We start from the raw sequence: 26,232 nt of genomic DNA on the forward strand, positions 1-26,232 counted from the left end.
GTGGCTTCGGTGCCGGGGCTTTTGCCCTCTGCCGCCTGCGTCGCGCGGTCCTGCGCGGCGGCGACTGGGTCGGCCGGCTGCGTTTCGGGCGCCGGTGCCTGCAGCTGCGGCGCGACCGTCGCGGCTTGCCCCCAAGCCGACCCGGCGATCAAGGCAAACGGTGCTGCCGAAACGAACAATGCGAAGCGATTCATGATTTCCCCTCTCCTGTTGCTGGCGGTCCGGCTATTACCGTAGGACTCACCCTCGCCGTCCATTTGTCCGACTTACTAGAATCGGTCAAGCCATTCCTGTTGAGGGTCTGCAGCGGCTCTCCGGCAAATCAGTATTTTGCGCTGCTGCAATTGTGAGGCAAATTGGACCTGCCTGCGTCAGCGTTGCAGTTTCGTTCGGGCTCTCCGCCGTTTTCGAAGGGATCACGTCCATGCCTTCCACACCGACTAGCCTTGCGGTCCTGATGCTGCTCGGAGGAGCCACATCGGCTTCGGCGTCCGCGCCACCCACCAGTTGGGGACGCTCCGGCGTTTCGCTGGCGCAGTATCGCACCGACGCGGTCGAATGCGGTCGGCTCGGAGCGAATGCCGACATTGCCGGGGAACCTGCAACCAAGGCGTTTGCCGCCGCCGAACGGTTCGCGGAGCGCAACCTTACGATGCAGCTTTCCGACACCGAACTCGCGACAGAACAGGCGCTGATGGTCCGGCGGTTACGCCCCGAAAAGCGGCTGTCCGAGGTTCAGGGCGTGATGCTCAACGCGACCGAACGATGCCTGACGCGGTTGGGCTATCGCCAATTCACCCTCACCCGCACGCAAAGCCGTAGGTTGGACCGCCTGCGCGTCGGTACGCCCGAGCGCCACGCCTATCTCCACGCCTTGGCGAGCGACCCTGCCGTGCTGGAGGCGCAGTCCATCCGCCCCGGTGTCGCCCCGGCGGCACGATCAGATCGATAGCGCCCCATTGGCGGCCGGCAGTCCGAAATCGGGGGTGCCGTCCGCACGGTAGCGAAAGGTCTGGACGCGCGTATGCCGGTTGGGGTCGTACAGCGGATCGCCGGTGATCTTGTCGTAATCGCGCGCGTGATAGACCAGCACGTCGCGCCCGCGCCCGTCCACGGTGAAGCTGTTGTGGCCGGGGCCGTAGATGCGGCGCTCGGGCGCAGTCTTGAACACCGGTTCGGGCGATTTCGTCCACGCCGCCGGGTCCATCAGATCGACGTCGTCGCGCGCGGTCAGCATCCCCAGACAATAGCGCGAGTCGGTCGCGCTGGCCGAATAGGTCAGGAACACGCGGCCGTTGCGGATCAGCGGTGCGGGGCCCTCGGCGACCTTGAACCCCTGGATCTCCCACGGGAGCGTCGGGACAGTCAGCCGGGTCGGTTTGGCCCCCAGCGTCGTCGGCGTCGCGAGCGGTGCAAGATACAGGTTGGAGTTGGTCTCGATCCCCGGCTCCTGCTGCGCCCAGCAGAGATAGCGCGTCCCGCGGTGGACGAAGGTCGTCGAATCGAGCGTGAACGTATCCCACGACGTCTCGAGCTGCCCCAACACCGACCATTTGCCGGTCACCGGATCCTTGCCGTCGCATTGCAGGACGTAGGCCCGGATGTGAAACACGTCCCCGCCATTCCCCGCCGCGACATAGACATACCAGCGCCCGTCGATCTGGTGGATCTCGGGCGCCCAGATGTGACCCGCCATCTTGCCGGACGCGGGGCGACGCCACAGCACCGTCTCCGGCGCGGTGGCCAGCCCGGCGATGGTTTTCGCCCGCCGCAGGATCACGCGGTCATATTCGGGAACCGACGCGGTGAAGGTGTAGAACCCGTCGGCCTGCAGCGCGATCTGCGCATCGGCGCGCTGGCGGACCAGCGGGTTGATGATGGTCTCGCCGCGCGACTGCCGCGCCAGCAGCGGCTGTGCGAGCCCTACGGTGGCGGCACCGGCGACGAAACTGCGGCGTGTCAAAATGGTCATGGGCATCGTCCTTCAGTTGTCGAGCACCGGCCACCCGTCCCGCGCCCAGCGCATGCGCGCGAGACGCAACGTCGGGACACCGCGCCGGTCGCGGTCATAGGCGTGGTAGATCAGGTAATCGCGTCCATCGCGGTCGTGCAGGAACCCGGCATGGCCGGGGCCGCGGAAGCGGTCCTTTCCGGCGGCATCGGCCTGCAACAGCACCGTCCCGCCGCCATCGCGCATCGGGGTTCCGGCACGGTCGACATAAGGCCCGGTGATCGCGCGTGATCGTCCGATGACGAGGTGGTAGTCGCTCTTGGCGCCCTGGCAGCATCGATCGAACGAGGCGATCAACCAGTACCAGCCGCCATGATCGATGATGAACGCCGCCTCGATCGCCGTATTCGGGCCGAGCGCGCGGCGCGCGATCGGGGTCAGCGGCGCGGCCGGGTCGGCAAGCTTGCCCGTCGCGGGATCGAGCCGCGCGAGCTTGAGACCGGTCCAATAGCTCCCCAGCGCGAGCCACGCCCCGCCCTCCCGGTCGCGTACGAAATTGGGATCGATCGCATTGTAATCGTCGCCGGGCTTCGACGCGATCACCAGCCCCTCGTCGCGCCAGCCATAGCCGGGCTTGGCCGGATCGAGCGTCGGGCTGGTCAGCAGCCCGATCACCGACCTCTGCTTGCCGAAGGTCGAAACCGAATAATACAGCCGGTACCGCCCGTTCGCGTAGGAGATATCGGGCGCCCAGATATCCTTCGCCCCCGGCACCGCCGCCAACGCCCAGGCCGGGATCGCTGGAATCGGACCCGGCAACGCCCGCCAGGTGACGAGATCGCGCGACGTCCGCGCAAGGATCGGCAGCCGATCGCGCTGGCCGGTCGAATAGGCGTAATAGGCGTCGCCCTCACGGATCAGCACGGGGTCGTGCGCCGGCACGATGTCGCCCGACAGCCGTTGGTTGAGCGACGGCGGGGCCGCGCCCGTGCACAGAACGGCCGCGAGGATGAGACCCAGCGTCGAGGCCGCCGCTCGACCGAGCCGAGTCACCGTGCGCCCCCGAAATAGCGTTCGAGCCGCGCCGCTTCCTCGGGCGTGACCGCCATTACGGCGCCATGCTTGGGCTGGACGAAGTTGGTCGCCTTCATCGGCGAACCGGGATCGTTGAAACGGCCGATGTTGCGGAAGGTGACGAAATCGGTCGTTTCGGCAAACCCCATGTTGTTGGGCGTCACGCCGAACACGTCGTACATCAGCACCCATGTGTTCGTGCCGTGCCTGCGCCACAGATTGGGCGCTTCGGCCGCCACCGTCTCCGGGTCGATCTTGCGCGCATCGTAGACGTAGCCGCGATCGATCTGGTTCGACACCGCTTGGCGAATGCTGCCGGGCTTTTCATGCGCGACGTAGAACATCCGGTATTTGCCGCCGATCAGCGTGATGTCCGCGTCGATCGTGTTCACCTGCGGCCGGGGATAGTCGAGGATCTTGCACGGCGCGGTGGTCAGCGTGGTGAAAGCGGGGTTCGCCTCCGACGAAACCATGAAGTTGGGCCCGTTGCGGATTCGCGTGGTGAAATAGACCATCATCCGGCGGGTCTTGGGGTTGTAGATCGTCTCGGGCGCCCAGGCGTTGCCCGCCTGGCTGTACGCCGGGAACAGCCGCGACACGTCAACCTTGGCCAGCGTCCAGTGGAGCAGGTCGACGCTCTTCATCAGCAACATGTTGCGATTGTTGCCCCATCCATAGTCCTGCTCGGGGCGTTCCCACTGCGTCGTCCGCACGCAGTCGCGCTGCCCGAAAACGTGCAGATCGGTCATCGCCATGTAGAACGCACCGTCGGGCCCACGCATGATGTGCGGATCGCGAATCCCCTTCTGGTCCGCGATCGACCGTCCCGACAGGATCGGCCGCCCCGCGTTCACGTCGGTGAACGCATGCCCATCCCGCGACGTCGCGAAGTAGAGCGAATGCGTATCGTCCTTGAAATAGACCATCAAATAGGCCGACTGCTTGCTCGCGGGCGTGACGTGCGCCGCGGCCAGCCGGGAGACGATCGCCAATTGCCGTTCGCCGCGCACAACCGCCGGGCTCTGCTGGCCCGAACAGACCAAGTCGATCTTTCCGGCTTGAACCGGCGGCGGAGGCGTTCTGGCGGAAACCGCGCTCGCGAATGCGGCACCGAGGATGCTCGTCAAGATCGCCACTCGGCCCAATGCCACGCCCACCCTCCAAAACCGCAGTATTCTTCCGCGTCTTGTCAGACAATATCAGGCCGTTCGAATTGCGCAACAGGGGGAAGCGATCGCGGTCACCAAAGCGATCGAAAGGCCTGTCGCCACGATCCGCTAGCAAAGACGGGCCGGTATCGATGCAACGCGACCGTCTCGTCACCGATACGGCGCGGCAAGTGCGGTGCTGGAGGAAGCGGGAAACCGGCTTGACGGACAATTAGTCGGGCTTAATGTCAAACAAATATAAGGAGAGGAGCCGCGGTGCAGTCAGCCGGATACACCCTCGCGGGGTGGGATGCCGACGCGGCGCACGGTTCCGCGCAGTTTCATTTCAGCGTCAAGGATTTCGCATGAAAGCACCCAAAGGGATTCAGCGCCGCATGATCGCGGAGGGCTCGTTATGAGCGCGCGGATCCGCATCGCCGTCGTCGGCATGGGCAAGATCGCCAAGGACCAGCACCTCCCCGCGATCGCCACAGTACCGGACTTCGATCTCGTCGCCACCGTCAGCCGCAGCGGCGAAAGCATCGACGGTAAACCGCATTTCCACGACATCGAAGCGTTGGCCGCCAGCGGCATGGAAATCGACGCGGTCGCCTTGTGCACCCCGCCGCAAGTCCGCCGCCGCATCGCGCAATTCGCGATCGACCAGGGCTGGCACGTCTTCCTCGAAAAGCCCCCCGGCGCGACGCTGTCTGAAGTGGAAGCGCTGCGCAAAGCGGCCGATGCACGCGGCATCAGCCTGTTCGCGAGCTGGCATTCGCGCTTCGCCGATGGGGTCGAGCCAGCACGCGCCTGGCTCGCCGACCGCACGATTCGCAGTGCGACGATCACGTGGCGCGAGGACGTCCGCGTCTGGCATCCCGGACAGGACTGGATCTGGGAACCGGGCGGGTTCGGTGTGTTCGATCCGGGCATCAACGCGCTGTCGATCGCGACGCGCATCCTGCCCAACCCGATGTTCGTCGAACAGGCCGATCTCGATGTTCCCGCCAACCGTGCCGCGCCGATCGCGGCGCGCGTCGGGTTCCGCGACACCGCGGGCACGGCGATCGCGATGGACCTGGATTTCCGCCAGGAGGGCCCGCAAAGCTGGGACATCGTCGTCGAGACCGACGCGGGCACGCTGACGCTCGCCAAGGGCGGGGGTGAGCTTTCGATCGACGGCGGCGCGGCCCCGACCGCTGCGGTCGATCTGCACGGCGAGTACCCCGGCCTCTACCGCCGCTTCGCCGAGATCGTCCATGCGGGTGTCTCCGATGTCGATGTCAGCCCGCTCCGGCTGGTCGCCGACATCTTCCTGCGCGGGCGGACGACGGTCGTCGAACCCTTCGTGGAATGAGGCGGCCACGCTCCAGCCGTTTCGCCGCCTGCATTGCTGCCTTATGCCTCGCCACTTCGGCGGTAGCGCAGGAGCGGACGGTATCGGTCACGATCCGTCCGGCGGTCGAGCGTCCGTCCACGGTGTTCGAAGGCTGGGGCACCGCGCTCGCCTGGTTCGCGCACGTTACCGGCGGCTGGCCCGAAGCCGATCGCGCACGCCTTGCCGACCTGTTCTACGGTACGGACGGGCTTGGCTGGACGATCGCGCGCTATAATATCGGCGGCGGCAACGCGGCGGACACACCGGCCTATCTGCGACCGGGCGCCGCGATTCCCGGCTTCTGGCGGCAACCGTCAGGTGCCACCGGTCGCGACTGGTGGCGCGCGGATGACGCGGCGATGTGGGACTGGTCGCAGGACGCGAACCAGCGGTGGTGGCTGGATGCGATCCGTGTCCGCGTGCGCGAGCCGATCTTCGAGGCTTTCTCGAATTCGCCCCCCTGGTTCATGACCGTATCGGGGCGTGTCTCGGGTGCGGAAAAGGGCACGGACGACAATCTCCGCCCCGGATACGAACGCCCCTTCGCCGATTACATGGCGCGCGTCGTGGACGAGCTGCAGCATCGCCACGGAATCACCTTCCGCACGCTCTCCCCCGTCAACGAGCCGAACACGGATTATTGGTTCGCCAAGAACACGCAGGAAGGCGCCCATTGGTCGCCCGCGCGCCAGGCGATGATGATCGACGCGACGGATGCGGCGCTGAAGGCGCGTGGCCTCGCGACCGTCATTGCAGCACCCGACGAGACGAATTCGCACCTGTTCCTGCAGGACTGGGCCGCCTACCCCGTGGCAACCCGCGCGCGGGTCGGGCAGCTCAACGTCCACAGCTACGGCACGGTCAACCAGACCGGGGTGCGCGACGTCGCGCGCGCTTCGGGAATCAAGCTGTGGATGAGCGAGAACGATACCCCGCTCGACAAAGACCCGCAGGATTTTGAAGGCATGCCCTCCGCGCTCGCCTTTGCCGAGCATGTCGTCCTCGACCTGAAGCGGCTCGAACCCGCCGCCTGGGTCTTCTGGCAGGCCACCGAGAATACCGCATTGTCCGGGCCGGGTTCGAACTGGGGGCTTGTGAAGGCCGATCTGCGCGTGCCCGCCGCCGGGCCGCACGACATTCACGTGACGCGCAAATATTGGGCGATGGCGCAGTTCAGCCGCTACATCCGACCCGGCTACCGGCTCGTGCCCGTCGACGATCTCGACACCGCAGGCGCGCTGTCCCCCGATGGACGGACGCTCGTGCTCGTCCATGTCAACGGCGGGATCAACCCGCGCGCGCTGACCCTCCCCCGCGGATGGCATACGCAGATGGTGCTGACCGACCGGAGCCACACGGCCAGCTGCGTCATCGGGACCACCGTTCCGGCCCGCGCAATTGCGACGCTGCTGCTCACACGAAGCACCCAGAAGACGCCATGCGCCACCGGACGCTGACGGCGCTCGCTGCGCTGCTTGCGATTGCGCCTGCGGTCGCCGGGCCGCGCGCCCCCGCCCCTGCCCCTACCGCCAAACCTGCCACGCTGCGCATGCCCAACATGCCGCTCCACGATCCCTGGATTGTCGCCGACCGGAAAAGCGGCACCTATTATCTCTACACCAAGAACGATCGCCGCATGACCGGCAGCGCAGACGTCGGGATCATGGCGTACACCAGCCGTGACCTGAAGGCCTGGACCAAGCCGCGCGTCGTGTTCACGCTGCCCAAGGGCCTGTGGGCGAACGACGGCGCCTGGGCACCCGAGGTGCATCGCTGGCACGGACGCTGGTATCTCTTCGCGACCTTCTACAACGATTCCGCGCCGATCCCCGCGACCGACCAGCGCCGCCCGGTCCGACGGAGCACGCTGCTCGCGGTGAGCAATGCGCTGACCGGTCCGTTCACGCTCGTGCGCAACGGCGAACCGCTGGTCGACAAGAGCCGGATGTCGCTCGACGGGACGCTCTATGGCGATCCCGCGGGCAAGCCGTGGCTCGTCTACGCGCACGAATGGGTGCAGGTCGGTGACGGCACGATCGAGGCGATTCCGCTCGACGACACCCTGCGCGCCGCCGGACCGCCGCGGCTGCTGTTCAAGGCGTCCGATGCGCCCTGGGTCCCGCGCAAGGCCGAGACGAATTACGTGACCGACGGCCCCGAGCTGATCCGCACGCGCACCGGCACGCTGCTGATGCTGTGGTCGAGCTACGACGCCAACGGCTATGTCCAGAGCATCGCGCGCTCGCGCAGCGGTTCGATCGAGGGACCATGGGAACAATTGCCACCGCTGGTACGCGCCGATAGCGGGCACGGCATGGTCTTCCGCCGGTTCGACGGGACGCTGATGATGGTGCTGCACCGCCCGTTCCAGAACGCGCGCGGCAAGCTATATGAGATGCGCGACACTGGCGACAATATCGCGGTCGTGCGGGAAGCAACCGAGCTCGACGGCGAACGCCACCCGACCGATTAGTCACGAAGCGCGGGATGCGTCTTGCTCGACGCATCCCGCCCGTTCCCCATTCGCTTAAACGTCGAGGTTGGCGACGCTCAGCGCATTCTCCTGGATGAACTCGCGGCGCGGCTCGACCACGTCGCCCATCAGGCGCGTAAAGATCTCGTCCGCGACATCCGCCTGGTCGACCTCGACGCGGAGCATCGAGCGGTTCTGCGGATCGAGCGTAGTTTCCCACAATTGCTCCGCATTCATCTCGCCCAGCCCCTTGTACCGCTGGATCGCCAGCCCCTTGCGCCCGGCGGTCAGGATCGCATCGAGCAGTTGCGACGGGCGCGCAACCATCGTCGAACCCTTGCTCACCGTTGCAGGCGCGCCGGCACGGCCACCCTCGGGCGCGGTCGCCTCGGCTTCGTCCGCAGCCGCATCGGCTTCCGCCTGTGCCGCCGCGGCTGCCTTGTTCGAAACGAGTCGCGCGGTATCGACGAACGCCTCGGCCTGTTCCACCGCGAGCGTATGGAGCTTGCGGGCCTCCGCTGAGCCGAGGAACGCTGCCTCGATGACGTGGTGATCGGTCACGCCGCGCCACACGCGCTTGACATGGAACCCGCCGTCCTCGGCGAGCGTCGCCGACCAGCGCGCGTCCTGATCCGCCGCGTCGAGGCCGCGCACGACCTGCACCACGCGCTCACGCCGTGCGTCCAGATCGAGCGCCGGATCGAGCGCGCCACCCATCGCGAGCGCCTCGACGATCGTCGGGTCATAGCGCCGCGGCACGAAGCGCATCAGCGTCCGCATCCGCCGCGCATGATCGACCAGCGTGCGCAGGTCCGCGCCCGAACGCGACCCCTGCGCGCCCTCGAGCACGACGCTCGCGACGCCATTCTCGACCAGATATTCGTCGAGCGCGGCATCGTCCTTCAGATACACTTCGGACCGCCCACGCGTCGCTTTGTACAGCGGCGGCTGCGCGATGTAGAGATGCCCCTTGGTGATGATTTCCGGCATCTGGCGGTAGAAAAACGTCAGCAACAACGTGCGGATATGCGCGCCATCGACGTCTGCGTCGGTCATGATGACGATCTTGTGGTAGCGCAGCTTTTCGACGTTGAAGTCGTCGCGCCCGATTCCGGTGCCCATCGCCTGGATCAGCGTGCCGATTTCCTTCGACGACAGCATCCGGTCGAACCGCGCGCGCTCGACGTTGAGGATCTTGCCGCGCAAGGGGAGAATCGCCTGAAAGTGGCGGTCACGCCCCTGCTTGGCCGACCCGCCCGCCGAGTCACCCTCGACCAGGAACAGCTCGGACTTCGCCGGATCACGCTCCTGGCAATCCGCCAGCTTGCCCGGGAGCGACGCGATGTCCATCACGCCCTTGCGCCGGGTCAACTCGCGCGCCTTCTTGGCAGCTTCGCGCGCGGCGGCGGCGTCGATGATCTTGAGGACGATCGCCTTGCCGTGCGCCGGGTTTTCCTCGAGCCATTCGGCAAGCTTGTCCGCCATCAGCGATTCGAGCGGCTGGCGCACTTCGGACGAAACGAGCTTGTCCTTGGTCTGGCTGCTGAACTTGGGGTCGGGCAGCTTGACCGAGACGATCGCGGTGAGCCCCTCGCGCATGTCGTCGCCGGTGAGGCTGACCTTCTCCTTCTTCAACATGCCCGATTTCTCGGCATAATTGTTGAGCGTCCGCGTCATCGCCGCGCGGAAGGCGGCCATGTGCGTGCCGCCGTCGCGCTGCGGGATGTTGTTGGTGAAGGCGAGGACGTTCTCGTAATACGAATCGTTCCACTCGAGCGCGACGTCGATCGTGACGTCGTCGCGCGTGCCGCTGATCGCGACCGGCTCGGGCATCAGCGCGGCCTTGTTGCGATCGAGATATTTCACGAACGCGGCGATCCCGCCCTCGTAATAGAGCTCGACCGTCTTCACGTCCTCATGCCGCGCGTCGTTGAGGAACAACCGCACGCCCGAGTTGAGGAACGCAAGCTCGCGATAGCGATGCTCGAGCTTCTCGAAATCGAATTCGGTGATCTTAAACGTGGCGGGCGACGGGAAGAAGGTGACGCGCGTCCCCTTCTTGCCCGGCGCAGGGCCGACGATCTTGAGCGGTGCGACCGCATCGCCGAACGCGAAGCGCATGTAATGCTCCTGCTCGTCGCGGAAGATCGTCAGGTCGAGCCATTCGCTCAGCGCGTTGACCACCGAAACGCCGACGCCGTGCAGACCGCCCGACACCTTGTAGGCGTTGTCGTTCGAGGTGTTCTCGAACTTCCCGCCCGCGTGAAGCTGGGTCATGATCACTTCGGCGGCGCTGACGCCTTCCTCGGTGTGGATGCCGGTCGGAATCCCGCGCCCGTTATCCTCGACCGAAACCGATCCATCGGCGTTGAGCGTGATGTCGATCCGGTCGCAATGCCCGGCGAGCGCCTCATCGATCGCATTGTCGGACACCTCGAACACCATGTGGTGGAGGCCGGAGCCGTCGTCGGTATCGCCGATGTACATGCCGGGGCGCTTGCGGACTGCGTCGAGGCCTTTCAGCACCTTGATCGAGTCAGCGCCGTAGTCGTTGGTATTGGGGTCTTCAGCCATGCCAAGCCTATAGGGATTCAGGCACGAAAACGGAAGCGAAATGGGTACGCCCGTCCAGCTACGAACGGGACGCGGTCACCCCGGCCCGCGCCGGGGTGACCCAAGGCGTAGCGCATGAAGCGATCCGCGCGTTGCCCCAGCAACGTCACTTCGACGCGGCGGCTCTGTCGCATCCCCGGCGGCGTGGTGTCGGGCGCAACCGGATCGGCCTCGCCATGCCCGACCACAGAAAAGCGCGCGCGCGTCGGGGACGATGCGTTCCACCGACAGCACCGGTTCAGCCAAGCGTCTGGCCCAGCGTGAGACGCATCGCTGCGCCACCAAGGTCGGCGAACAGCGCGTCCTCGGTTCCGGTCATCCACACTTGCCCGATCCCGTCGAGCCGCTCGAACAACGCCGCGCGGCGCACGGGGTCCAGATGCGCCGCAACCTCGTCGAGCAGGAGGATCGGCGCCATTCCGGTGCGCTCGGCGACCAATTCGGCGTGCCCCAGGATCAGCCCCAGCAGCAAGGCCTTCTGCTCCCCGGTCGAGCACAACGCGGCGGCCTGCGCCTTCCCCAGATGCATCACGGACAGATCGCTGCGATGCGGGCCGACCAGCGCACGCCCGGCGGCGGCATCGCGTCCGCGGCTCTGCGCGAGATCGACCGCCAGCGTCTCGCCGCCCCCGGTCCAGCCCGTCAGCGCCAGCCCGGCGCGGGCGAACGGTCCGTCGGGTTGCTCCACCAACCGCGCCCCAAGCGCCGCCACGGTATCGCGCCGCGCCAGGTCGATCGCGCTGCCATGCTCGGCCATCTGCGCCTCCAGCGCGCTCAGCCACTCGCGATCGGGTCGCCCATCCTCCCCCAGCAACCGGTTGCGCGCGCGCATCGCGGCTTCGTAGCGATTGGCATGGACCGCATGCCCGGGGCTGAGCGCCAGCGTCAGCCGATCGAGAAAACGTCGCCGTTCCCCGGCCGGTTCGACGAACAGCCGGTCCATCGCAGGCGTGAGCCAGAGGACCGTCAGCCACTCGGCGAGATGCGTGGCGGCAACCGCGCTGCCCTGTACCCGCACGATCCGTCGCTCGGGCGCACTCGCCTGCGTACCCGTCGCGATCGCAACGTCGCCACCAAGGTCGGCCGCGATCCCGAAGCCGCCGGGACCGTCCTGCCGCGCCATTTCGCCGAGCGGGGCGCGGCGCAACCCTCGCCCCGGCGCCAACAGCGAAACCGCTTCCAGGATGTTGGTCTTGCCCGCGCCATTCTCGCCCGTCAGCACGACGAACCCCGGCCCGAGCGGGATTGCCCTTGCAGTATGGTTGCGGAAATTGGTGAGGACGAGGCGCGTCAGCATTCCGTCCGCTCTACCCTGTCCACCGCGTTTCGCAATTTTCGTGTTTGCCCAGCGCGGCCTAGGTCGGACGCACGCGCGCCAAGCGCGCCTGTCTTGCGACAGAGCATGCGCAAAACCGCTATCAAGCGTCGATGATCTAAGAAATGGTGCACCCGACTGGGGTAACACATTCCAGTCGAAACAACGTCTTACGCGGGCTAACCCGCTATAACGTACCCACGGAGATCCGCCGTGTCCGGGTTCTGAAGGCTAACTCTTTCGCCCCCTCTCCGGGCCTGAATTGCAAAGCGCCCGATCTGGCGGCAACCGGATCGAGCGCAAGCAATGCATACCTTTCCCAAGGCAACGCGGAATATACCACGACGAACCGCGTTCGGATAGTGGGCACGCTGTTCCCTCGGTGGGGGGTGCAGGCATGAACGCGCCAGCGAATATCGTCCGCTACGCCGCGACCGTCTCGCACTTCATGCCGGGCATTGACGAAGCCACTCGGGATCTGCGGTGCCGCATCCTCTACCTGCGCGACAAGTCGATGGCGGCCCAGCGCACGGCCACTTGGGACGCTGCGCAGATCCTCGCAACGATCGGGTCGATCGCATCGGTGTATGCATTCGCCGCGATGCCGCTCGACCAGCTCGAGACGGTCCACAAGAGCTTGGTGCGCCTGATGATGGCGGCGACGGCGCTTGAGGTTCGCGGCCCTGGGGGCAACCATGATGGATCGTGAGATCGAAGATCCTTGGGCGCATCTCGACGTCGCCCCCGCGCACGAATGGAACAGCAACTGGGACGCGGCGGGGGACATTTCCCCAACCGCACCGCCGCCGGCGCCTGAGACGTTTGAGCTTGCCGACCTGGAGCAATGGGCGACCACCACGCCAGTGGCCAAGGCGTTCGTCATGGCCCCTTTCATCCCGCGTGATGACGTCGTGATCATCACGGGCGACGGCGGCACGAACAAGTCCACGCTGGCGCTCCAGCTTAGCGCATGCGCGGCGGCGGGGCGGCAGTTCCTGGGCATGAGCGTGACGCCCGGCCCGGCGCTCTACATTACGGCGGAGGATGACAACCGGGAGAACCATTGGCGGCTCGCCAAGATCGCGCAGACGATCGGCACCACCCTCAGTGACCTCGCTGGGCGGCTCCACATCGTCAGTCTGCGCGGTCGCATGAACAACGAGCTCGCCACGTTCGAGCAAGACGGACGGCTGCGCTCTACCGCCGCCTATGCCCTGCTGCGCGCGACGATCCAGAAGACCGGCGCGAAGCTGGTGACGCTGGATAACGTGGCGCATCTGTTCGCGGGCAACGAGAACGATCGCGGTCAGGTGACGGCGTTTATCAATCTGCTCTACCAGCTTTGTGGCGACCTGGGCGTGACGATCCTGTTGGTCGCGCACCGGAACAAGAGCGGCGATAGCTACTCAGGGTCGACGGCATGGCTTAACGCGGTCCGTTCTCAGGTGCTGCTTGAACGGTCCGAAGAGGGCGACGCGGACGCCCGGCGTATGTCGCTGGGGAAGGCCAACTATGCGCGGGCTGGGGAGGATCTGGCGTTCCGTTGGCATGACTTCGCACTGGTGCGCGATGCTGATCTGCCGGACGATCAGCGCGAGCAGTTGGCCGTTGCGTCGAAGGCTGCACGCGAGAACGGCATCTTCCTCGATTGCCTTCGCGAGCGTGCCAAACAGGGTGACGGACGGGCCGTGGGGCCATCTGTGGGGCCGTCTTACGCGCCCAAGCAGTTCGAGGGCATGGCACAGGCCAAGGGGCTTAAAAGCGCACAGTTCAAGTCGGCGATGGAACGCCTGTTCGCGATCGGCGCAATCGAATCGCACACCTATCGAAACACCGGAAAAGGGCGTGATGTTACGGTCATTCGGGAGGCCCCCGAGCTACCCCGAACCACCACCCCGAACGTTCCCCGCGCACTGGTCCCGAGCCACCCCGAACCACAGGCCCGAACCACCCCCCGCACATACTCTATATCTAAAGATATAACGGGCGCGGCCAATGGGGCCGCCGCGCCCTCTGATGATGATGTGATCTGGGAGTCGGAAGAGTGAGTCCGACGCCCCGCATCGCGGACATTGCCCGCCGCCTTGGCCAGCTCCGCCCCGACTGGAGCAATCCCGAACGCTACTTCGAAAACCGCAGCGAGATCGAGCGCGACTTGCGCCGTCTCGCCAAGCATCTGGAGAATCAGTAATGCGCGGGAGGTTCTATCTCTACGATGAGATCCAAAAGCTCGCGGCGAACCTGATCAATCTTGAGGGCGCCATCAAGGTCTCCTCCCCTAATCTTGGCATCGACTTCGCGCTGAGCAACGAACGCGGCATCCACCCCGTACTGACTGACCATAGAATAGGCTGCGGACTGTGCAGCAGGGAAGTTCAATCGGTGGAAGAAGTTCATGACGCACCTCAACGGTAGCAATCAACCTTCGAAATGATCGACTGATATCAGGCTTGGAAGCCTTGGTTCATTCTTCATAAACTCTTATGGTAAAGGAAGTGTTAATGGCCGCATGGCCCTACAATACGGTAGCTTGGCGCGTGCTGCGCCGGGCAAAGCTAGACGTTTCCCCCATGTGCGAACCCTGCACCACAGCGGGCAGGATCGAGGCGGCGAACACGGTCGATCATCGCGTGCCTATCAGTGCTGGTGGCCCTGCATTCCCCGGCCTGGACGGGCTGAACAGCATGTGCGCCGGGTGCCACAGTGCGAAGACTGCGCGGGGCAGCGAGGCGGGCGCGGTACGCACGAAGCGGGCGATCCAGCCGCGCAAGGGCTGCGATGCCAACGGCAACCCGCTCGACCCTTCGCACCCGTGGGGAGGAAAATCGCTCGGAGCTGGGGAGAATAGGACCGCTCTGGGGACAAACAATCAGTTAGTTGCAAAAGGAAACCTATAATGGGCGCGCGTGGACCCGGATCCGGCCGTCTCAAAGCCGTAGGAGCGCGTGCCGTCGCATCGGCTAGTCATCCTTGGGAAAAGGCAGGAATGCCCGCCGCTGACCGGATGCTGGCGTTCCTCGGTACGCTCCCGATCGTGTCCGGCCTGCTCGCTGGCGAGACGATGGAAGTGATCGCGTTTCAGGAGCAATTCGTGCGCGGGGTGTACGCTGAAACCGAGGGCGAGCGCACCGTGCGCCTGGCTGGGTTGAGCGTGGCGCGCGGCAACGGCAAGTCGGGCCTGTTGGCGGGTCTGTCGCTCGGGCACCTGCTGGGGCCGATGCTGGAGCCTTACGGCGAATGCTACGCGGCGGCGCTCGATCGCGAACAGGCAAGCGTCCTGTACCGCATGACCTGCGCCTACATTTACGCGGTCCCGTGGATGGCCGCGCGGGTGAATATCCGCGACCAGTTCAAGGAAATCACCGACCACGAAAGCAACTCGATCTGGCGAGCGCTCACCTCCGACGCCCGCAAGGCGCACGGCCTGGCACCGTCGTTCTGGATCGCGGACGAGGTGGCGCAATGGCGCTCGCGCGAGCTGTGGGACAACCTGCGCACCGGCATGGCGAAGCGGCGGCACGCGCTTGGCGTCACCATTTCCACGCAGGCGGCGGACGACCACCATTTCTGGAGCGAGATGCTCGACGCCGAACCGGCCCCCTCGGTCTATATTCAGTGCCATGCCGCGCCCAAGGACTGCGCGCTGGACGATCCCGAAGCCTGGGCGGCGGCAAATCCAGCGTTGGGGGCGTTCCTCAACGAAGCGGAGTTCGCGGACGCGGCGGCAATGGCGATGCGCTCGCCGTCGTTCGAACCGGCGTTCCGGCTGCTCAACCTCAACCAGCGGATTGCGGCGGAGGGCCGATTCCTCAACCCTGTCGACTGGGAAGCGAATGCCGAGCCGTTCGACGTAACCGAGCTGGAGGGGCAACGCTGCTATGGCGGATTGGACCTGTCCAGCACGCGCGATTTGACCGCGCTGGCGCTGTGGTTCCCGGACGCTGGCAAGCTCCTGGTCTGGCATTTCGTACCCTTCGACACGATCGGGGAGCGCGTGGAGCGGGACCGGGTGCCCTATGACCGGTGGGCGGCGGATGGCTGGATCCAGACGACCGTGGGCCGCGCTACCGATCGCACAGCAATTGCGCTGCAGCTTGCGGACATTCGCTCTCGGTACGACGTGCAAGGCATCGCGTTCGACCGCTGGCGGTTCGAGGATCTGAATAAGCTGCTGTCGGATGAGGGGATCGAGCTTCCCCTGGTCGAGTTCGTGCCGGGCTTCCGCACCTATGCGGCGGCAGTGGACACGTTCGAGCGCGCGGTTCTGGAGCGGCGGATGATGCACAACGCTTCGCCAATTCTGAAATGGCAGGCGGGCAACGTCGTGATCGAGACTGACCCTAGCGGCAACCGGAAGCCCGCAAAAAATAAGTCACTGGACCGCATCGACGGCATCGTGAGTGCGATCATGGCTTGCGGGCTGGCGGCTACCGACGAGGGGCCGGCGGTTTACAAGGGGGCGGGGTTGGCTTGGGTTTAGTCTAAGAACAGAAAAACTCGATGTAGCAGCCCTTTGCGTTTTCGAACAAGAATAGGCATATCAGCTATGTGCTGAAGTAATTGTATTTCAATTTGATTGAGTGCATCGGTCAATTCTGATGACCGTATTACCAGTCTGGTCACCACGTACTTTTCCGTCTTACCTATTTCTTTAAAATCCAACTTTTTTTCATCAACGCCATTATTGCTCTGTTCCTCAAAGTCAACAAGTGTTTGAAGTATTGACGGAAAGTAAACCGCTAGTAGAGACTTAAGTTTTGCTATTTTTGGAAACGGCAAAATCTCACCCCGAATGTCTCTGTTTTCTTCGTTAAAGTGCTGAACAACACTGAGTACAGATGGAAATTGTCGATCACGGATCGACGATATTTCTTCAAATACTGATTGAGCGCTATCTCTTAGTAATTGGCGATCGTCGCGCTCGGCCTGAAATACCCGTGTCGCCTGCTGGCCCTTAAGAACTAAGTATCCACCTAGAAATGTACTGACGAGAGTGATGAACGAATTTAACCAGCTACTCACTGTTATTAGATTCCAAATACTGCAAAATTATCATGCGTATACCTTCAGGTCTCGACGGCTTTGGTTGTTGTTCGTCAATCCAGTGGTCAAGTGCCGCCAGGCATTCTGGCGGCAAACGCACGCCGATGTTTACGCTACCGACCCGTGGCCGGCCTCTTTTTCTGCTAGCAGGTATTGCGATCATAATTAATAAACGCTAGCAGATATTCGAGCCGAACGAAAGCACCACCTTCCGCCCGGCTCTAACCGCAACCGTTCTCGGAGAACGATCATGGCTACAGACGCCCCTATCACGGGCGCGCCGACGCGCGCACCCAATTTTGCCGACTTCGACCTGTCTCGTATCGATCAACTCACTGGCGAGCTCGACACCCTCAAATCCCTGATCTGGGTCGCAGTCGATCTGGTATCTGCCGGTGGCCCGCATGGCGAAAACCTGCTGCACGCTGCGCTCAACCAGTACGAATTGATCGATAACCGTCTGCAATCGATTCATTCGGACCTGATGCCGATCCATCGGGAGGCGCGGAATGCTTGATCTGCGCATAATCAACGCTGGCACGGCGATGCCACTTTTCGACCTTCCAGGCGCCCTGGGACGTAGGCGGGCCGCTCGCGAGATTGGCGACACGATCGAGGGTCTGATCGCTTTCATGGATGACCTTGGCGGCGACCCCGATCTGGAAGCGAACGGCGACGAGCTGGACGGCAGCATGGGCGAAGACGAGTTCATGTACCACGGCGGCTACGGACCCGGCTGCCCGCTCGCGGACGACGACCACGAGCACGACGGTCGCGAGACGGAGAACGAGCTGTGACCGCTGACGAACGCGAAGCGCTCGGGACGCTTCTTCGTCGCTTCGATCAAGCCGGTTCAATGGCCACGATCCTCGCATGTGACACTAGCAATTCGGCCGATATGTCCGACGCTCTCGCCGGGCTTGGTGAAACGCTGAACGAATTGTGCGCCAGGATGGACGGGATTTTAAGCCCCGTCATTTAACGGTTGCGGTTTGGTTTTCGGTTTGCTAAACCTACGTTACAAGGTCGGAGGACGTAGTGCAGACTGTCGCGCAATCAATCAACGACGTGAGCTACGTCACCGGCACGCCCCGGAACCGCGTGAACCAATTCGCGCGCGCGCTCGTCTCGGCAGGGATATTCCCTAAGTCGGTCGGGCGCGACGTGAAGAAGATCGATGGGGGCCAACTGCTGGGCTTGATCGCGGCCGTTGCGTTTGCGGAAAACGTTGCCGATGCACCCGCTGTTGCGCGCAACTTCATGACGCTGCCCGTACAATCGGGCGATGGTTTCGACGGCGGCGACGAAACGCTTGCACAAGTTTTCGGAGCATGTTTGGACTACCCAGAATGGGCCGCAGCTACCCTTACGTTGTCCGTCGTGCCCGCAGGATACACGGCAAATCTTGACGGCGAAGTGGTTTGCAACGGGAAAGTCGTCGTTGGCTATGTGCCCTTTTTCACGTCGCCAAGCATGGGCGGATGGGCAAAACGTTCGTTCAGCATCCACAAGACCGGCGTTGAGATCCTCCGCAACTTGTTCCGTCGCGAATACGAAGGCGACGACGGCATGGAATACAAGCTCGCCGGCGTGAAGTCGCCCGAGTGAACCAGACACCACCCCTAATCGCCCGCGCCTGGGCATCGCCGATCGGGAGGGGTGGCTACGCGCGTACCCCCGATCGGCACCTAACCATCGTCGCGAGACAGACGGCTTTCACCGTGCCGGGGGCTTCGGCTCCCGGCCAAACTGAGGACGAACAATGAAGACGAGCGATCTAATCGAACAGCGGGCGGCAGCGTACTCACGCATGAAGGAGGCAGACGCCTCCGACAACGCCGAAGCGTTCACCGTTGCCGAGAATGAACTGCGCACGCTCAATGGCAAACTGGAGCGCGCTCGCGCTCTTGACGCCGCTGACCGCTCCGATCCCGGTACGACGTTGCACGGCGATGCCGCACCCGAAATCCGCGCGCAGTCGATCACCGAAACCATTTGCTATGCGATGGGCGCACCCTGCGATCGGGCCAAGGTCGAGCGCGAACAGGCGTTTCTGGAGGAACGCGCTGGCAGCAAAGCGAAGGGCGTCTACATCGCGACCGAGCTTTTCGAGCGCCGCGACGCGCAGGTGACGGGCACAAGCGCGGCAATCGTGCCGACCAGCTTCCGCCCCGATCTGTTCACGTCGGCGCTGACCAACTCGACCGTCATGCAGGCGATGGGCGCGACCGTCCTGACCGGCCTGACCGGCAACGTCGTGATCCCGCGTGAAACCGGCTCGCCTGCTGTTGGCTGGGTCGCGGAAAACGTCGCGCTGCCGTATGGCAATTTCACCGCGGACAGCCTGACGCTCTCGCCGCACCATGTCGGCGCGATCACCGAGTTGTCGCGGCAGTTGCTGATGCAGTCCAGCCCCGCCGCTGACGCGCTGGTGCGCCAGATGCTTTCGCGCAATATCGCGCTGGAGATCGACCGTGCCGCGATCAATGGTTCGGGCACCAACGCGCAGCCGACCGGCATCCTCAACACCGCTGGTATCGGCTCCGTGGCGTATGACACCGACCTGTTCATCACCACGGCGAACATGATGGCGGCGGCGGATATCGCCAACGTCGGCACGTCGCGCGGCTTCGTGTCGACCAATGGCGTCAAGGCGGCGGCGGCGAAGACCAAGGACACGACCGGCCACCCGATCCCGCTTGCCGAGATCTTCCACGGCGAACCGGTCCAGTTCTCGAATCAGGTGCCCAACACGCTCAACCCGACCGCGAACAAGCACGGCCTGGTCTATGGCGACTGGTCGGACTTCCTCATCGGCATCTGGTCGCAGCTCGACATTCTGGTGAACCCGTATGCCGAGACGGCCTACAGCAAGGGCAATATCCTGATCCGCGCTATGGCGACGGTGGACTTCGGCGTTCGCCGTCCCGCCAGCTTCGTCAAGGCAACCGGCGTGACGGTGGCCTGATGCACGGCGGCACCCTTGAGCGGCGGCACGCTACCGAGGTTCGGGCCAGTGGCCGACGCCTTGAGGGCTATGCCGCCACCTTCAACGCCGAGGCGCGGATCGGAACCTTCGTGGAGACGATCGCGCCCGGCGCTTTCCGGTCTGCGCTCGCTGGCGACGTGCTGGCGCTGCTCGACCATGACACGGGCAAGGTGTTGGGGCGCACGCGCTCCGGCACCCTGCGCCTGTCCGAAGACACGCGGGGCCTGTCGTTCTCGCTCGACCTGCCGGACACGCAGGCGGGCCGCGACGCGCTGGCGCTGGCCGAGCGTGGCGATCTGGGGGGCATGTCGTTCGGCTTCACCGTGCCCAAGGGCGGGGAAAGCTGGAACGGCGAGCGCCGCACCTTGAACGCGGTTGGCCTGCGCGAAATCAGCGTTGTGTCGGCATGGCCCGCCTATCCCGAAACCGAGATCGCGCTTCGTGCCGCCTATGTCGCCAATGGCGCGCAGGATGCCCGCCGTCGTCGTCTCATCATGGCGGAGCTTGGCGCATGGGCATGATCCAACGCATTGCCGCATTCGCTGGCCTGGAGCGTCGCAACGACGCCACGGACGCAAGCTGGAACGCGATCGCGCCCGGCATCGGCTACCCCGGCGCCATGTCGGCACGTGCGGCGGAGAACCTCGCATCGATCCTCGCTTGCACGACGGCTATCAGTTCGGCGCTCTCGAGCATCCCCGCGCTGGTCTATCTGATCGACAAGGACGGCAACCGCACCGAGGCCATGACGCATCCCGTGCGCCGCCTGACCCGCAACGGTGTATCGGCAACGATGTCATGGCCGGACTTTATCGACCACCTGATCGCGTCCGCGCTGCTGACTGGCAACGGGCTGGCGGAGATCGTGCGCGGCGGCAATGGCCAGCTCGCGGGGTTCAACTGGATTCCGTGGGGCATGGTCACGGTCCAGTATCTCGCCAGCGGACGGCTTGCGTATGACGTTGGCGACGGACGCGGCAAAATGCGCCGCCTGTTGGCCGATGAGGTGCTGCACCTTCGCGACCGCACCGACGACGGCCTGGTGGGCCGCTCGCGCCTGTCGCGCGCCGCTGACACCGTGGAGGGGGTGCGCGCCTCGAATGAGTTCGCGCGCAGCTTCACCCGCAACGGCATGTCGCCATCCGGGACGATCACGATCCCCGGCACGCTCACGGTCGACCAGCGCAACGCCATGCGGGCGCAACTGGCGGCTCGCAATGAGGGCACGGCCAACGCGGGGCGCACGCTTCTGCTTGACGGCGGCATGACCTTTGCGACGGCGCAAATCAGCCCGGAGGATGCCGAGCTGCTCGAAACGCGCAAGTTCGGCGTGATTGAGATTTGCCGCATCTTTCAGGTGCCGCCGCCGATCATTCAGGCATACGAGAACAACACCTTCACGAACGCCGCGCAGGCGGGTCTGTGGTTCGCAACGTTCTGCCTCGCACCGTGGGCGCGCAAGATCGAAGCCGAGTTCGCACGCGCCGTGTTCCCGACCAATGGGCCTTACGAGCTGGAGCTTGATCTGTCGGGCTTCCTGCGCGGCGACCCGGCGACCCGTTGGGCGGCACACAAGATCGCGGTGGATACCGGCGTTCTGGACCCTGACGAAATCCGCGCAATTGAGGGCTGGAACCCGCGCGCTAAGACCACAGAGGTGCCCGCGTGACGGTCGAGGAAATGCGTTTGGCGCTTGGCCTGGGGGCGGACGTAAGCGCCGCCGACGTGATCGCGGCCTATGGTGCCCTGCCGACGGTGGGGCCGATCGTAACGCTGGCAGAGGCAAAGCTGTGGCTGCGCTTCACCGAGGACGAGGAAACCCATGAGGACGGCACGATCCAGCTTCTGATTGCGGCAGCGACCGAACACGTCCTGACGATTGCGGAGGGCTATGATCCGACCACGCCCGCGCCGGCTGCTCTCAAGCTGGCCGTGTTGTCGCACGTCGCGCGCGCATTCGATGGTCGCGAAGATGGCAGCGACGCCCCGGCGGGAAATATGCGCCTGGTGCAGTCGTTCCGAGTGCTGGGGATCTGATGAGCCGCCCCGCCGCCTTCAAGCAAGCTGACGTTACCCGCGCCCTGCGCGGCGCGGTTGCGGCTGGCCTGAAGCCGAGCGGCTATCGTGTCGCGCCTGATGGTACGATCTACGTGGAGTTCGGAAAAGACGCCAGCACCGGCAATGTCTTGGACGGGATGTTCGGATGAAGAAGCGTTGGCTTCCCGATTATGTGAGCGAGTACAAGAGCCGCCACGGCAAGGCGTACTACCGCTATCGCCGCAAGGGCTTTGCTCATTACACGTTCAAGAGCCAGCCCGGCACCGAAGGATTCCGGGAGGAGCTGCGCGCGTGTGAGGCTGGTCTGGCTGCGCCTGCGATTGAGGTAGGGGCGGATCGCGTCGTGCCGGGCACCTTCGACGATCTGCTCTCCCGCTACTATCGCTCCCCTGACTTCCTCAACCCAAGCGACCGGACCCGCGTCGTCTATCGTGGCGTGCTGGAGCGTTGGCGCGAGCGGACGCGCAAAGGGCAGCGTTACGGCAGCGTACCCGTCCGCGACCTCCAGCCGCGCCACGTCGAGGCGATGCTGGCCGAAGTGCTTCCGCACCGCACGTCCGCAAACATGCTGCGGAAGCGTCTGTCTGCGCTAATGAACTTTGCGGTTCGGCTGGGTATGACGACGACCAACCCCGTCACGTCCACCCGCCCCTTCAAGGTCGAAGGCAACGGCTTCCACACGTGGACCGAGGACGAGATCGCGGCCTATGAGGCGCGGCACCCGGTCGGCAGCAATGCACGGCTCGCGCTCGACCTGATGCTCTACACCGGCCAGCGCGGCGGCGACGCCCGCGTGATGGGGCCGGGGAACGTCCGCAACAAACGCTTGCACGTGACGCAGGAAAAGACCGGCGCGACTGTCTCGCTTCCCATCCTCCCCCCGCTGGCAGAATCCATCCTGGCCACTCCCTTGGGCGGCATGGTGTTCCTGTTAAGCGAGCGCGGTGCGCCCTACAGCCGCAAGGGCTTTGGCAACAAGGTGCGCCAGTGGTGTGACGAGGCGGGCCTGCCCGACTGCTCCGCGCACGGTCTGCGCAAAGCGGCGGCGCGGCGGTTTGCCGAGGCCGGATGCTCCAACCAGCAAATCAAAAGCTGGACCGGTCACACCACCGATGGCGAGGTTGCGCGGTACACGAAAGCGGCATCGCAAGAGATGCTTTCGGACGCCGCTGGCGAGATGCTGATGGCTAACCTTCGCGAACGGTTAGCCACGGCGAACGATAACCCCTTAGAAAAGGAGGCTTAAATGAGTGAAGTGGTGCACCCGACTGGATTCGAACCAGTGGCCTCTGCCTTCGGAGGGCAGCGCTCTATCCAGCTGAGCTACGGGTGCCTGAGGCATCGCCTAGCAAAGCGCGCGACGCGACGCCAGCCCCGATCGACGATTCACCGGGCGCTCAATGTCACCGGCTGGAATTGCCCCAGCCCGCAGCTTGCGCCCTGGGTGAGATAGGGCGCCTGATAGAGTACGCTGATGATGTCGGTGGAACACAATTGGCCGAGACTCGTCGCGTAGCTGAAGCGCTGTTCGAAACCGAGGCTGGGACAAGCGTAGGGCAAGGTGTTGCGATAGATCTTGCGGCCGTTCAGGACGAAATCGATCGTGCGGTCGTCGCGCACGCGGGTTTCGCGAATCTGTACCAGCGGAATGCACGGGACCGCTGGACCCGCGGGGGTTGCCACCGGGATCCGCTCGCGGGCGCCGGCGACGCTCGCCGCAAACAGCAAGACGATGGCGGAAAGCACACGACGCATGGATCACTCCTTGGCGGGACGCCGTTCCGTAACCGTTTTGGGCGCGGGCGTCTTGGGCTTGAACGCACAGAGATCCGCAACGACGCATCTCCAGCATTCCGGCGTCCGCGCCTTGCAAACGTAGCGGCCGTGGAGGATCAGCCAGTGATGCGCATGCAACCGGAACGGCTGCGGAGTCGCCTTGTCGAGCTTGAGCTCGACCGCGAGCGGGGTCTTGCCGCGCGCAAGGCCGGTGCGATTGCCGACACGGAAGATATGCGTATCGACCGCGAAGGTCTCCGCGCCGAACGCGACGTTGAGCACGACGTTGGCGGTCTTGCGTCCGACGCCGGGAAGCTGTTCGAGCGCGGCGCGATCGTTGGGGACGACGCTCCCGTGCGCGTCGATCAGCTGCTGCGACAAGGCGATGACGTTCTTCGCCTTGGTGTTGAACAGCCCGATCGACTTGATGTGCGCCTTCAGCCCGTCCTCGCCGAGCGCCACCATCTGCTCGGGCGTCGTCACCTCCGCGAACAACAGCCGCGTCGCCTTGTTGACGCCCACGTCGGTCGCCTGCGCCGAGAGGGCGACCGCCACGACGAGCTGGAACGGATTGCCGGCCTCCAGCTCGGTCTCGGGGTGCGGATTGTCCGCCGCCAGCCGCGCGTAGAAGTCGACGACGTCGGCTTTCTTCACACGCCGACCACCTCTTCCATCTGGTAGCGGCCCGCCGGCTTCCCCGCGAGCCACAGCGCCGCGGTCACTGCCCCGCGCGCGAAGATCGCCCGGTTTTCCGCGCGGTGGCCGAGTTCGATGCGCTCTCCCTCGCCCGCGAACACGACGAGGTGATCCCCCGCGACCGACCCGCCGCGGAGCGAGGCGAACCCAATCGTCCCTTCGGACCGCGCGCCGACCAGTCCGGCCCGGTCCGATACGCGCAGGTCGGCAAGCGGCGCGCCGCGCCCCGCCGCCGCGGCCTCGCCCAGCAGCAAGGCGGTTCCCGACGGCGCATCGACCTTGTGGCGGTGATGCATTTCGACGATCTCGATGTCCCAGTCCGGGCCAAGCCGCGCCGCCGCCTCGCGCACCAGCTTGGCGAGCAGCGTCACCCCGAGCGAGACGTTGCCGGTCTGCAGCACCGCGATCTCGCTCGCGGCCGCGTCGACCAGCGCATGATGCGTCGGGCTGAGCCCGGTCGTGCCGATCAGGATCGGGGTGCCGGTCAACCGCGCGGCGGCGAGATTGCGCTCCAGCGCGGAGGGCGCGGAGAAATCGATCAGCACGTCCGCGTCATGCGCCAGCGTCGCCGGATCGCCCCCCGCATCGATCCCGCCCGCGAGCGTCGCACCGAGATCCGGCACTGCCGCCGCGAGCGTTTGCCCCATGCGCCCTGCGCTCCCGATAATGCCGATCGCGGTCATCGCCTGTGCTCCGTAAATGCATCCCCCGCGGCCTCTAGAGCCTCGCCCCGCGAGATGCCATGCAGGGATCGCAAAACATCGTGGTTCGAAGCGGCGAAGTCCGATCCAAAATCTGACAATGGCTGGAAGATGGCATCACCGCACGCTTGCTCGATGCGTTTAACGAGCGCGCCGTTGCGGTGCGAGAATGCGCCAATGCCGGCTAGACCATCCCGCTGATTTGCGAGACGGTAGAGCGTGCGGGTGGTCCATCGTCGCAACCCGGAAAACCGTCCCCCGAACGCCCTTTCGAACAACACCCTTGCGGATCCTCACCCCATGACCTCCATCCGAAACATCGTCGTCCTGACCGGCGCGGGAATCTCCGCCGAAAGCGGAATCGCGACGTTTCGCGGGCCCGGCGGCCTGTGGGAAGGACACCGCGTCGAGGACGTCTGCACACCCGAGGCGCTCGCGGCGGATCCGGTGCTGGTCCATCGATTTTACGACGCACGCCGCGCCGCATTGGCCGACGTTGCGCCGAACGCAGCGCATACGGCACTCGCGCGGCTGGATGCGGCGTGGCCCGGCGCGTTGCTGATCGTGACGCAGAACGTCGATGATCTCCACGAACGCGCCGGGGCGAAACGGTTGCTCCACATGCACGGCGAACTGCGGTCGGCCCTCTGCGCGGCGTGCGACGCCCGCGTGGCCTGGACCGAGGCGCTCCCGCCGGGCACGCCTTGCGCCGCGTGCGGCGCGCCCGCGCTCCGGCCCGACATCGTGTTCTTCGGCGAGATGCCGTATGAAATGGAGCGGATCGAGCGCGCGTTGGCGCAAGCCGACCTGTTCGTCTCGATCGGAACGTCGGGCGCGGTCTATCCCGCCGCAGGGTTCGTCCAGGGTGCGCGCTATGCGGGCGCGAGGACGGTCGAACTCAATCTCGAGCGGTCGGCGGGCAGCGCCTATTTCCACGAGACGCAGCTTGGCCCGGCCGGGGTGCTCGTGCCGGCGTGGGTCGACGCGCTGCTCGGTTGAGCGCACGCCATCCCCGGC

Annotated in this window: 31 protein-coding genes and 1 tRNA gene; 20 read left to right on the forward strand and 12 right to left on the reverse strand. The window is 65.1% G+C overall.

The window, feature by feature from the left end; all coding sequences use genetic code 11:
• Window positions 1-194 (reverse strand): hypothetical protein (locus tag QBJ92_RS14620; protein ID WP_277970438.1); only part of this gene is annotated, 194 nt, incomplete at its 3' end.
• Window positions 195-424: 230 nt separating this feature from the next.
• Between QBJ92_RS14620 and QBJ92_RS14625 the strand changes: the two genes are divergently transcribed.
• Window positions 425-952, forward strand: coding sequence for a hypothetical protein (locus QBJ92_RS14625; protein WP_277970439.1), 528 nt, complete (start codon window positions 425-427; stop codon window positions 950-952).
• On the opposite strand, the gene QBJ92_RS14630 is transcribed toward QBJ92_RS14625, so the two are convergent.
• From QBJ92_RS14630 to QBJ92_RS14640, 3 genes are read right to left on the reverse strand one after another with little or no spacing between them, the layout of a single operon-like run.
• Window positions 941-1,972, reverse strand: coding sequence for a glycoside hydrolase family 43 protein (locus QBJ92_RS14630; protein ID WP_347342798.1), 1,032 nt, complete (start codon window positions 1,970-1,972; stop codon window positions 941-943). The genes QBJ92_RS14625 and QBJ92_RS14630 overlap by 12 nt on opposite strands.
• A gap of 12 nt (window positions 1,973-1,984) precedes the next feature.
• Complete coding sequence (locus QBJ92_RS14635) at window positions 1,985-3,004, reverse strand: arabinan endo-1,5-alpha-L-arabinosidase (protein WP_431358413.1); 1,020 nt, start codon at window positions 3,002-3,004, stop codon at window positions 1,985-1,987.
• The gene (locus QBJ92_RS14640; RefSeq protein ID WP_277970440.1) at window positions 3,001-4,176 is read right to left on the reverse strand and encodes a glycoside hydrolase family 43 protein; all 1,176 of its coding nucleotides are present in this window, start codon (window positions 4,174-4,176) and stop codon (window positions 3,001-3,003) included. The genes QBJ92_RS14635 and QBJ92_RS14640 overlap by 4 nt, the downstream gene beginning before the upstream one ends.
• Window positions 4,177-4,588: 412 nt before the next feature.
• On the opposite strand from QBJ92_RS14640, the gene QBJ92_RS14645 reads away from it, so the two are divergent.
• From QBJ92_RS14645 to QBJ92_RS14655, 3 genes are read left to right on the forward strand one after another with little or no spacing between them, the layout of a single operon-like run.
• The gene (locus QBJ92_RS14645; protein ID WP_277970441.1) at window positions 4,589-5,530 is read left to right on the forward strand and encodes a Gfo/Idh/MocA family protein; all 942 of its coding nucleotides are present in this window, start codon (window positions 4,589-4,591) and stop codon (window positions 5,528-5,530) included.
• Window positions 5,527-7,008, forward strand: coding sequence for a glycoside hydrolase (locus QBJ92_RS14650; protein WP_277970442.1), 1,482 nt, complete (start codon window positions 5,527-5,529; stop codon window positions 7,006-7,008). Before QBJ92_RS14645 ends, QBJ92_RS14650 begins: the two co-directional genes overlap by 4 nt.
• Window positions 6,990-8,024, forward strand: coding sequence for a glycoside hydrolase family 43 protein (locus QBJ92_RS14655; RefSeq protein WP_277970443.1), 1,035 nt, complete (start codon window positions 6,990-6,992; stop codon window positions 8,022-8,024). The genes QBJ92_RS14650 and QBJ92_RS14655 overlap by 19 nt, the downstream gene beginning before the upstream one ends.
• A gap of 54 nt (window positions 8,025-8,078) precedes the next feature.
• On the opposite strand, the gene gyrB is transcribed toward QBJ92_RS14655, so the two are convergent.
• Together gyrB and recF are read right to left on the reverse strand one after the other, a co-directional pair.
• The gene (gyrB, locus tag QBJ92_RS14660) at window positions 8,079-10,598 is read right to left on the reverse strand and encodes a DNA topoisomerase (ATP-hydrolyzing) subunit B (RefSeq protein ID WP_277970444.1); all 2,520 of its coding nucleotides are present in this window, start codon (window positions 10,596-10,598) and stop codon (window positions 8,079-8,081) included.
• A gap of 277 nt (window positions 10,599-10,875) precedes the next feature.
• A complete protein-coding gene (recF, locus tag QBJ92_RS14665) occupies window positions 10,876-11,934 on the reverse strand; it encodes a DNA replication/repair protein RecF (RefSeq protein ID WP_277970445.1) in 1,059 nt (352 codons plus the stop codon).
• A gap of 415 nt (window positions 11,935-12,349) precedes the next feature.
• On the opposite strand from recF, the gene QBJ92_RS14670 reads away from it, so the two are divergent.
• The 3 genes from QBJ92_RS14670 to QBJ92_RS14680 are packed head-to-tail and all read left to right on the forward strand — an operon-like array spanning window position 12,350 to window position 14,143.
• Window positions 12,350-12,661: a hypothetical protein gene (locus QBJ92_RS14670; protein ID WP_277970446.1), complete on the forward strand. Its 312-nt coding sequence runs from the start codon at window positions 12,350-12,352 to the stop codon at window positions 12,659-12,661.
• The gene (locus QBJ92_RS14675; protein ID WP_277970447.1) at window positions 12,651-14,000 is read left to right on the forward strand and encodes an AAA family ATPase; all 1,350 of its coding nucleotides are present in this window, start codon (window positions 12,651-12,653) and stop codon (window positions 13,998-14,000) included. The genes QBJ92_RS14670 and QBJ92_RS14675 overlap by 11 nt, the downstream gene beginning before the upstream one ends.
• A complete protein-coding gene (locus QBJ92_RS14680) occupies window positions 13,997-14,143 on the forward strand; it encodes a hypothetical protein (protein WP_277970448.1) in 147 nt (48 codons plus the stop codon). Before QBJ92_RS14675 ends, QBJ92_RS14680 begins: the two co-directional genes overlap by 4 nt.
• On the opposite strand, the gene QBJ92_RS14685 is transcribed toward QBJ92_RS14680, so the two are convergent.
• Window positions 14,137-14,349: a hypothetical protein gene (locus QBJ92_RS14685; protein ID WP_277970449.1), complete on the reverse strand. Its 213-nt coding sequence runs from the start codon at window positions 14,347-14,349 to the stop codon at window positions 14,137-14,139. The genes QBJ92_RS14680 and QBJ92_RS14685 overlap by 7 nt on opposite strands.
• Window positions 14,350-14,522: 173 nt before the next feature.
• Here QBJ92_RS14685 and QBJ92_RS20665 point away from each other — a divergent pair, with 173 nt between their 5' ends.
• Together QBJ92_RS20665 and QBJ92_RS14690 are read left to right on the forward strand one after the other, a co-directional pair.
• Window positions 14,523-14,849 (forward strand): HNH endonuclease, encoded by a 327-nt coding sequence (locus QBJ92_RS20665; RefSeq protein WP_431358415.1) that lies wholly within the window; start codon window positions 14,523-14,525, stop codon window positions 14,847-14,849.
• Between the two features lie 89 nt (window positions 14,850-14,938).
• Window positions 14,939-16,432 (forward strand): terminase large subunit, encoded by a 1,494-nt coding sequence (locus QBJ92_RS14690; protein ID WP_277970450.1) that lies wholly within the window; start codon window positions 14,939-14,941, stop codon window positions 16,430-16,432.
• Here QBJ92_RS14690 and QBJ92_RS14695 read toward each other — a convergent pair.
• Entirely contained in the window at window positions 16,429-16,974 is a 546-nt protein-coding gene (locus QBJ92_RS14695) for a hypothetical protein (RefSeq protein ID WP_277970451.1), read from the reverse strand. The two genes, QBJ92_RS14690 and QBJ92_RS14695, sit on opposite strands and share 4 nt — an antisense overlap.
• A 271-nt stretch (window positions 16,975-17,245) precedes the next feature.
• On the opposite strand from QBJ92_RS14695, the gene QBJ92_RS14700 reads away from it, so the two are divergent.
• From QBJ92_RS14700 to QBJ92_RS14745, 10 genes are all read left to right on the forward strand, one after another.
• Window positions 17,246-17,512, forward strand: a complete 267-nt coding sequence (locus QBJ92_RS14700; protein ID WP_277970452.1) for a hypothetical protein — start codon at window positions 17,246-17,248, stop codon at window positions 17,510-17,512.
• Window positions 17,505-17,792, forward strand: a complete 288-nt coding sequence (locus tag QBJ92_RS14705; protein ID WP_277970453.1) for a hypothetical protein — start codon at window positions 17,505-17,507, stop codon at window positions 17,790-17,792. Before QBJ92_RS14700 ends, QBJ92_RS14705 begins: the two co-directional genes overlap by 8 nt.
• Window positions 17,789-17,977, forward strand: coding sequence for a hypothetical protein (locus QBJ92_RS14710; RefSeq protein ID WP_277970454.1), 189 nt, complete (start codon window positions 17,789-17,791; stop codon window positions 17,975-17,977). Before QBJ92_RS14705 ends, QBJ92_RS14710 begins: the two co-directional genes overlap by 4 nt.
• Before the next feature lie 56 nt (window positions 17,978-18,033).
• Window positions 18,034-18,603 carry a hypothetical protein gene (locus tag QBJ92_RS14715; RefSeq protein WP_277970455.1) on the forward strand — a complete coding sequence of 190 codons (570 nt, stop codon included), beginning with the start codon at window positions 18,034-18,036 and terminating at the stop codon, window positions 18,601-18,603.
• Window positions 18,604-18,757: 154 nt separating this feature from the next.
• On the forward strand, window positions 18,758-19,963 hold the full coding sequence (locus QBJ92_RS14720) for a phage major capsid protein (RefSeq protein ID WP_277970456.1): 1,206 nt from the start codon (window positions 18,758-18,760) through the stop codon (window positions 19,961-19,963).
• Window positions 19,963-20,505, forward strand: coding sequence for an HK97 family phage prohead protease (locus QBJ92_RS14725; protein WP_277970457.1), 543 nt, complete (start codon window positions 19,963-19,965; stop codon window positions 20,503-20,505). Before QBJ92_RS14720 ends, QBJ92_RS14725 begins: the two co-directional genes overlap by 1 nt.
• The gene (locus QBJ92_RS14730) at window positions 20,496-21,653 is read left to right on the forward strand and encodes a phage portal protein (protein ID WP_277970458.1); all 1,158 of its coding nucleotides are present in this window, start codon (window positions 20,496-20,498) and stop codon (window positions 21,651-21,653) included. The genes QBJ92_RS14725 and QBJ92_RS14730 overlap by 10 nt, the downstream gene beginning before the upstream one ends.
• A gap of 17 nt (window positions 21,654-21,670) precedes the next feature.
• Window positions 21,671-22,021, forward strand: coding sequence for a head-tail connector protein (locus QBJ92_RS14735; protein ID WP_277970459.1), 351 nt, complete (start codon window positions 21,671-21,673; stop codon window positions 22,019-22,021).
• On the forward strand, window positions 22,021-22,191 hold the full coding sequence (locus QBJ92_RS14740; RefSeq protein WP_277970460.1) for a hypothetical protein: 171 nt from the start codon (window positions 22,021-22,023) through the stop codon (window positions 22,189-22,191). The genes QBJ92_RS14735 and QBJ92_RS14740 overlap by 1 nt, the downstream gene beginning before the upstream one ends.
• Entirely contained in the window at window positions 22,188-23,288 is a 1,101-nt protein-coding gene (locus tag QBJ92_RS14745) for a tyrosine-type recombinase/integrase (protein WP_277970461.1), read from the forward strand. Before QBJ92_RS14740 ends, QBJ92_RS14745 begins: the two co-directional genes overlap by 4 nt.
• 10 nt (window positions 23,289-23,298) lie before the next feature.
• On the opposite strand, the gene QBJ92_RS14750 is transcribed toward QBJ92_RS14745, so the two are convergent.
• The 4 genes from QBJ92_RS14750 to dapB all read right to left on the reverse strand — a co-directional run bounded on the left by QBJ92_RS14750 (window position 23,299) and on the right by dapB (window position 25,197).
• A tRNA-Arg gene (locus tag QBJ92_RS14750) sits at window positions 23,299-23,375 on the reverse strand.
• 53 nt (window positions 23,376-23,428) lie between these two features.
• On the reverse strand, window positions 23,429-23,797 hold the full coding sequence (locus QBJ92_RS14755; protein WP_277970462.1) for a hypothetical protein: 369 nt from the start codon (window positions 23,795-23,797) through the stop codon (window positions 23,429-23,431).
• A 3-nt stretch (window positions 23,798-23,800) separates the two neighbouring features.
• Complete coding sequence (gene nth / locus QBJ92_RS14760; RefSeq protein WP_277970463.1) at window positions 23,801-24,472, reverse strand: endonuclease III; 672 nt, start codon at window positions 24,470-24,472, stop codon at window positions 23,801-23,803.
• Complete coding sequence (dapB, locus tag QBJ92_RS14765; protein WP_277970464.1) at window positions 24,469-25,197, reverse strand: 4-hydroxy-tetrahydrodipicolinate reductase; 729 nt, start codon at window positions 25,195-25,197, stop codon at window positions 24,469-24,471. Before dapB ends, nth begins: the two co-directional genes overlap by 4 nt.
• Window positions 25,198-25,515: 318 nt before the next feature.
• Between dapB and QBJ92_RS14770 the strand changes: the two genes are divergently transcribed.
• Entirely contained in the window at window positions 25,516-26,214 is a 699-nt protein-coding gene (locus QBJ92_RS14770; protein ID WP_277970465.1) for an NAD-dependent deacylase, read from the forward strand.
• The last annotated feature ends 18 nt before the right edge of the window (window positions 26,215-26,232 follow it).

The organism is Sphingomonas echinoides, assembly GCF_029623395.1.
GTDB classification, from domain to species: Bacteria; Pseudomonadota; Alphaproteobacteria; order Sphingomonadales; family Sphingomonadaceae; genus Sphingomonas; species Sphingomonas echinoides_A.

What these genes read in the sequence shown, in the direction of transcription:
- QBJ92_RS14685 (WP_277970449.1), bottom strand. Translation starts at nt 14,349, where the DNA reads ATGAACTTCTTCCACCGATTGAACTTCCCTGCTGCACAGTCCGCAGCC.
- QBJ92_RS14625 (WP_277970439.1), top strand. Translation starts at nt 425, where the DNA reads ATGCCTTCCACACCGACTAGCCTTGCGGTCCTGATGCTGCTCGGAGGA.
- QBJ92_RS14690 (WP_277970450.1), top strand. Translation starts at nt 14,939, where the DNA reads ATGCCCGCCGCTGACCGGATGCTGGCGTTCCTCGGTACGCTCCCGATC.
- recF (WP_277970445.1), bottom strand. Translation starts at nt 11,934, where the DNA reads ATGCTGACGCGCCTCGTCCTCACCAATTTCCGCAACCATACTGCAAGG.
- QBJ92_RS14650 (WP_277970442.1), top strand. Translation starts at nt 5,527, where the DNA reads ATGAGGCGGCCACGCTCCAGCCGTTTCGCCGCCTGCATTGCTGCCTTA.
- QBJ92_RS14655 (WP_277970443.1), top strand. Translation starts at nt 6,990, where the DNA reads ATGCGCCACCGGACGCTGACGGCGCTCGCTGCGCTGCTTGCGATTGCG.
- QBJ92_RS14675 (WP_277970447.1), top strand. Translation starts at nt 12,651, where the DNA reads ATGGATCGTGAGATCGAAGATCCTTGGGCGCATCTCGACGTCGCCCCC.
- QBJ92_RS14725 (WP_277970457.1), top strand. Translation starts at nt 19,963, where the DNA reads ATGCACGGCGGCACCCTTGAGCGGCGGCACGCTACCGAGGTTCGGGCC.
- dapB (WP_277970464.1), bottom strand. Translation starts at nt 25,197, where the DNA reads ATGACCGCGATCGGCATTATCGGGAGCGCAGGGCGCATGGGGCAAACG.
- QBJ92_RS14700 (WP_277970452.1), top strand. Translation starts at nt 17,246, where the DNA reads ATGGCTACAGACGCCCCTATCACGGGCGCGCCGACGCGCGCACCCAAT.
- QBJ92_RS14670 (WP_277970446.1), top strand. Translation starts at nt 12,350, where the DNA reads ATGAACGCGCCAGCGAATATCGTCCGCTACGCCGCGACCGTCTCGCAC.
- QBJ92_RS14720 (WP_277970456.1), top strand. Translation starts at nt 18,758, where the DNA reads ATGAAGACGAGCGATCTAATCGAACAGCGGGCGGCAGCGTACTCACGC.
- QBJ92_RS14645 (WP_277970441.1), top strand. Translation starts at nt 4,589, where the DNA reads ATGAGCGCGCGGATCCGCATCGCCGTCGTCGGCATGGGCAAGATCGCC.
- QBJ92_RS14730 (WP_277970458.1), top strand. Translation starts at nt 20,496, where the DNA reads ATGGGCATGATCCAACGCATTGCCGCATTCGCTGGCCTGGAGCGTCGC.
- QBJ92_RS14770 (WP_277970465.1), top strand. Translation starts at nt 25,516, where the DNA reads ATGACCTCCATCCGAAACATCGTCGTCCTGACCGGCGCGGGAATCTCC.
- QBJ92_RS14740 (WP_277970460.1), top strand. Translation starts at nt 22,021, where the DNA reads ATGAGCCGCCCCGCCGCCTTCAAGCAAGCTGACGTTACCCGCGCCCTG.
- QBJ92_RS14705 (WP_277970453.1), top strand. Translation starts at nt 17,505, where the DNA reads ATGCTTGATCTGCGCATAATCAACGCTGGCACGGCGATGCCACTTTTC.
- QBJ92_RS14755 (WP_277970462.1), bottom strand. Translation starts at nt 23,797, where the DNA reads ATGCGTCGTGTGCTTTCCGCCATCGTCTTGCTGTTTGCGGCGAGCGTC.
- QBJ92_RS20665 (WP_431358415.1), top strand. Translation starts at nt 14,523, where the DNA reads ATGTGCGAACCCTGCACCACAGCGGGCAGGATCGAGGCGGCGAACACG.
- QBJ92_RS14630 (WP_347342798.1), bottom strand. Translation starts at nt 1,972, where the DNA reads ATGACCATTTTGACACGCCGCAGTTTCGTCGCCGGTGCCGCCACCGTA.
- QBJ92_RS14745 (WP_277970461.1), top strand. Translation starts at nt 22,188, where the DNA reads ATGAAGAAGCGTTGGCTTCCCGATTATGTGAGCGAGTACAAGAGCCGC.
- gyrB (WP_277970444.1), bottom strand. Translation starts at nt 10,598, where the DNA reads ATGGCTGAAGACCCCAATACCAACGACTACGGCGCTGACTCGATCAAG.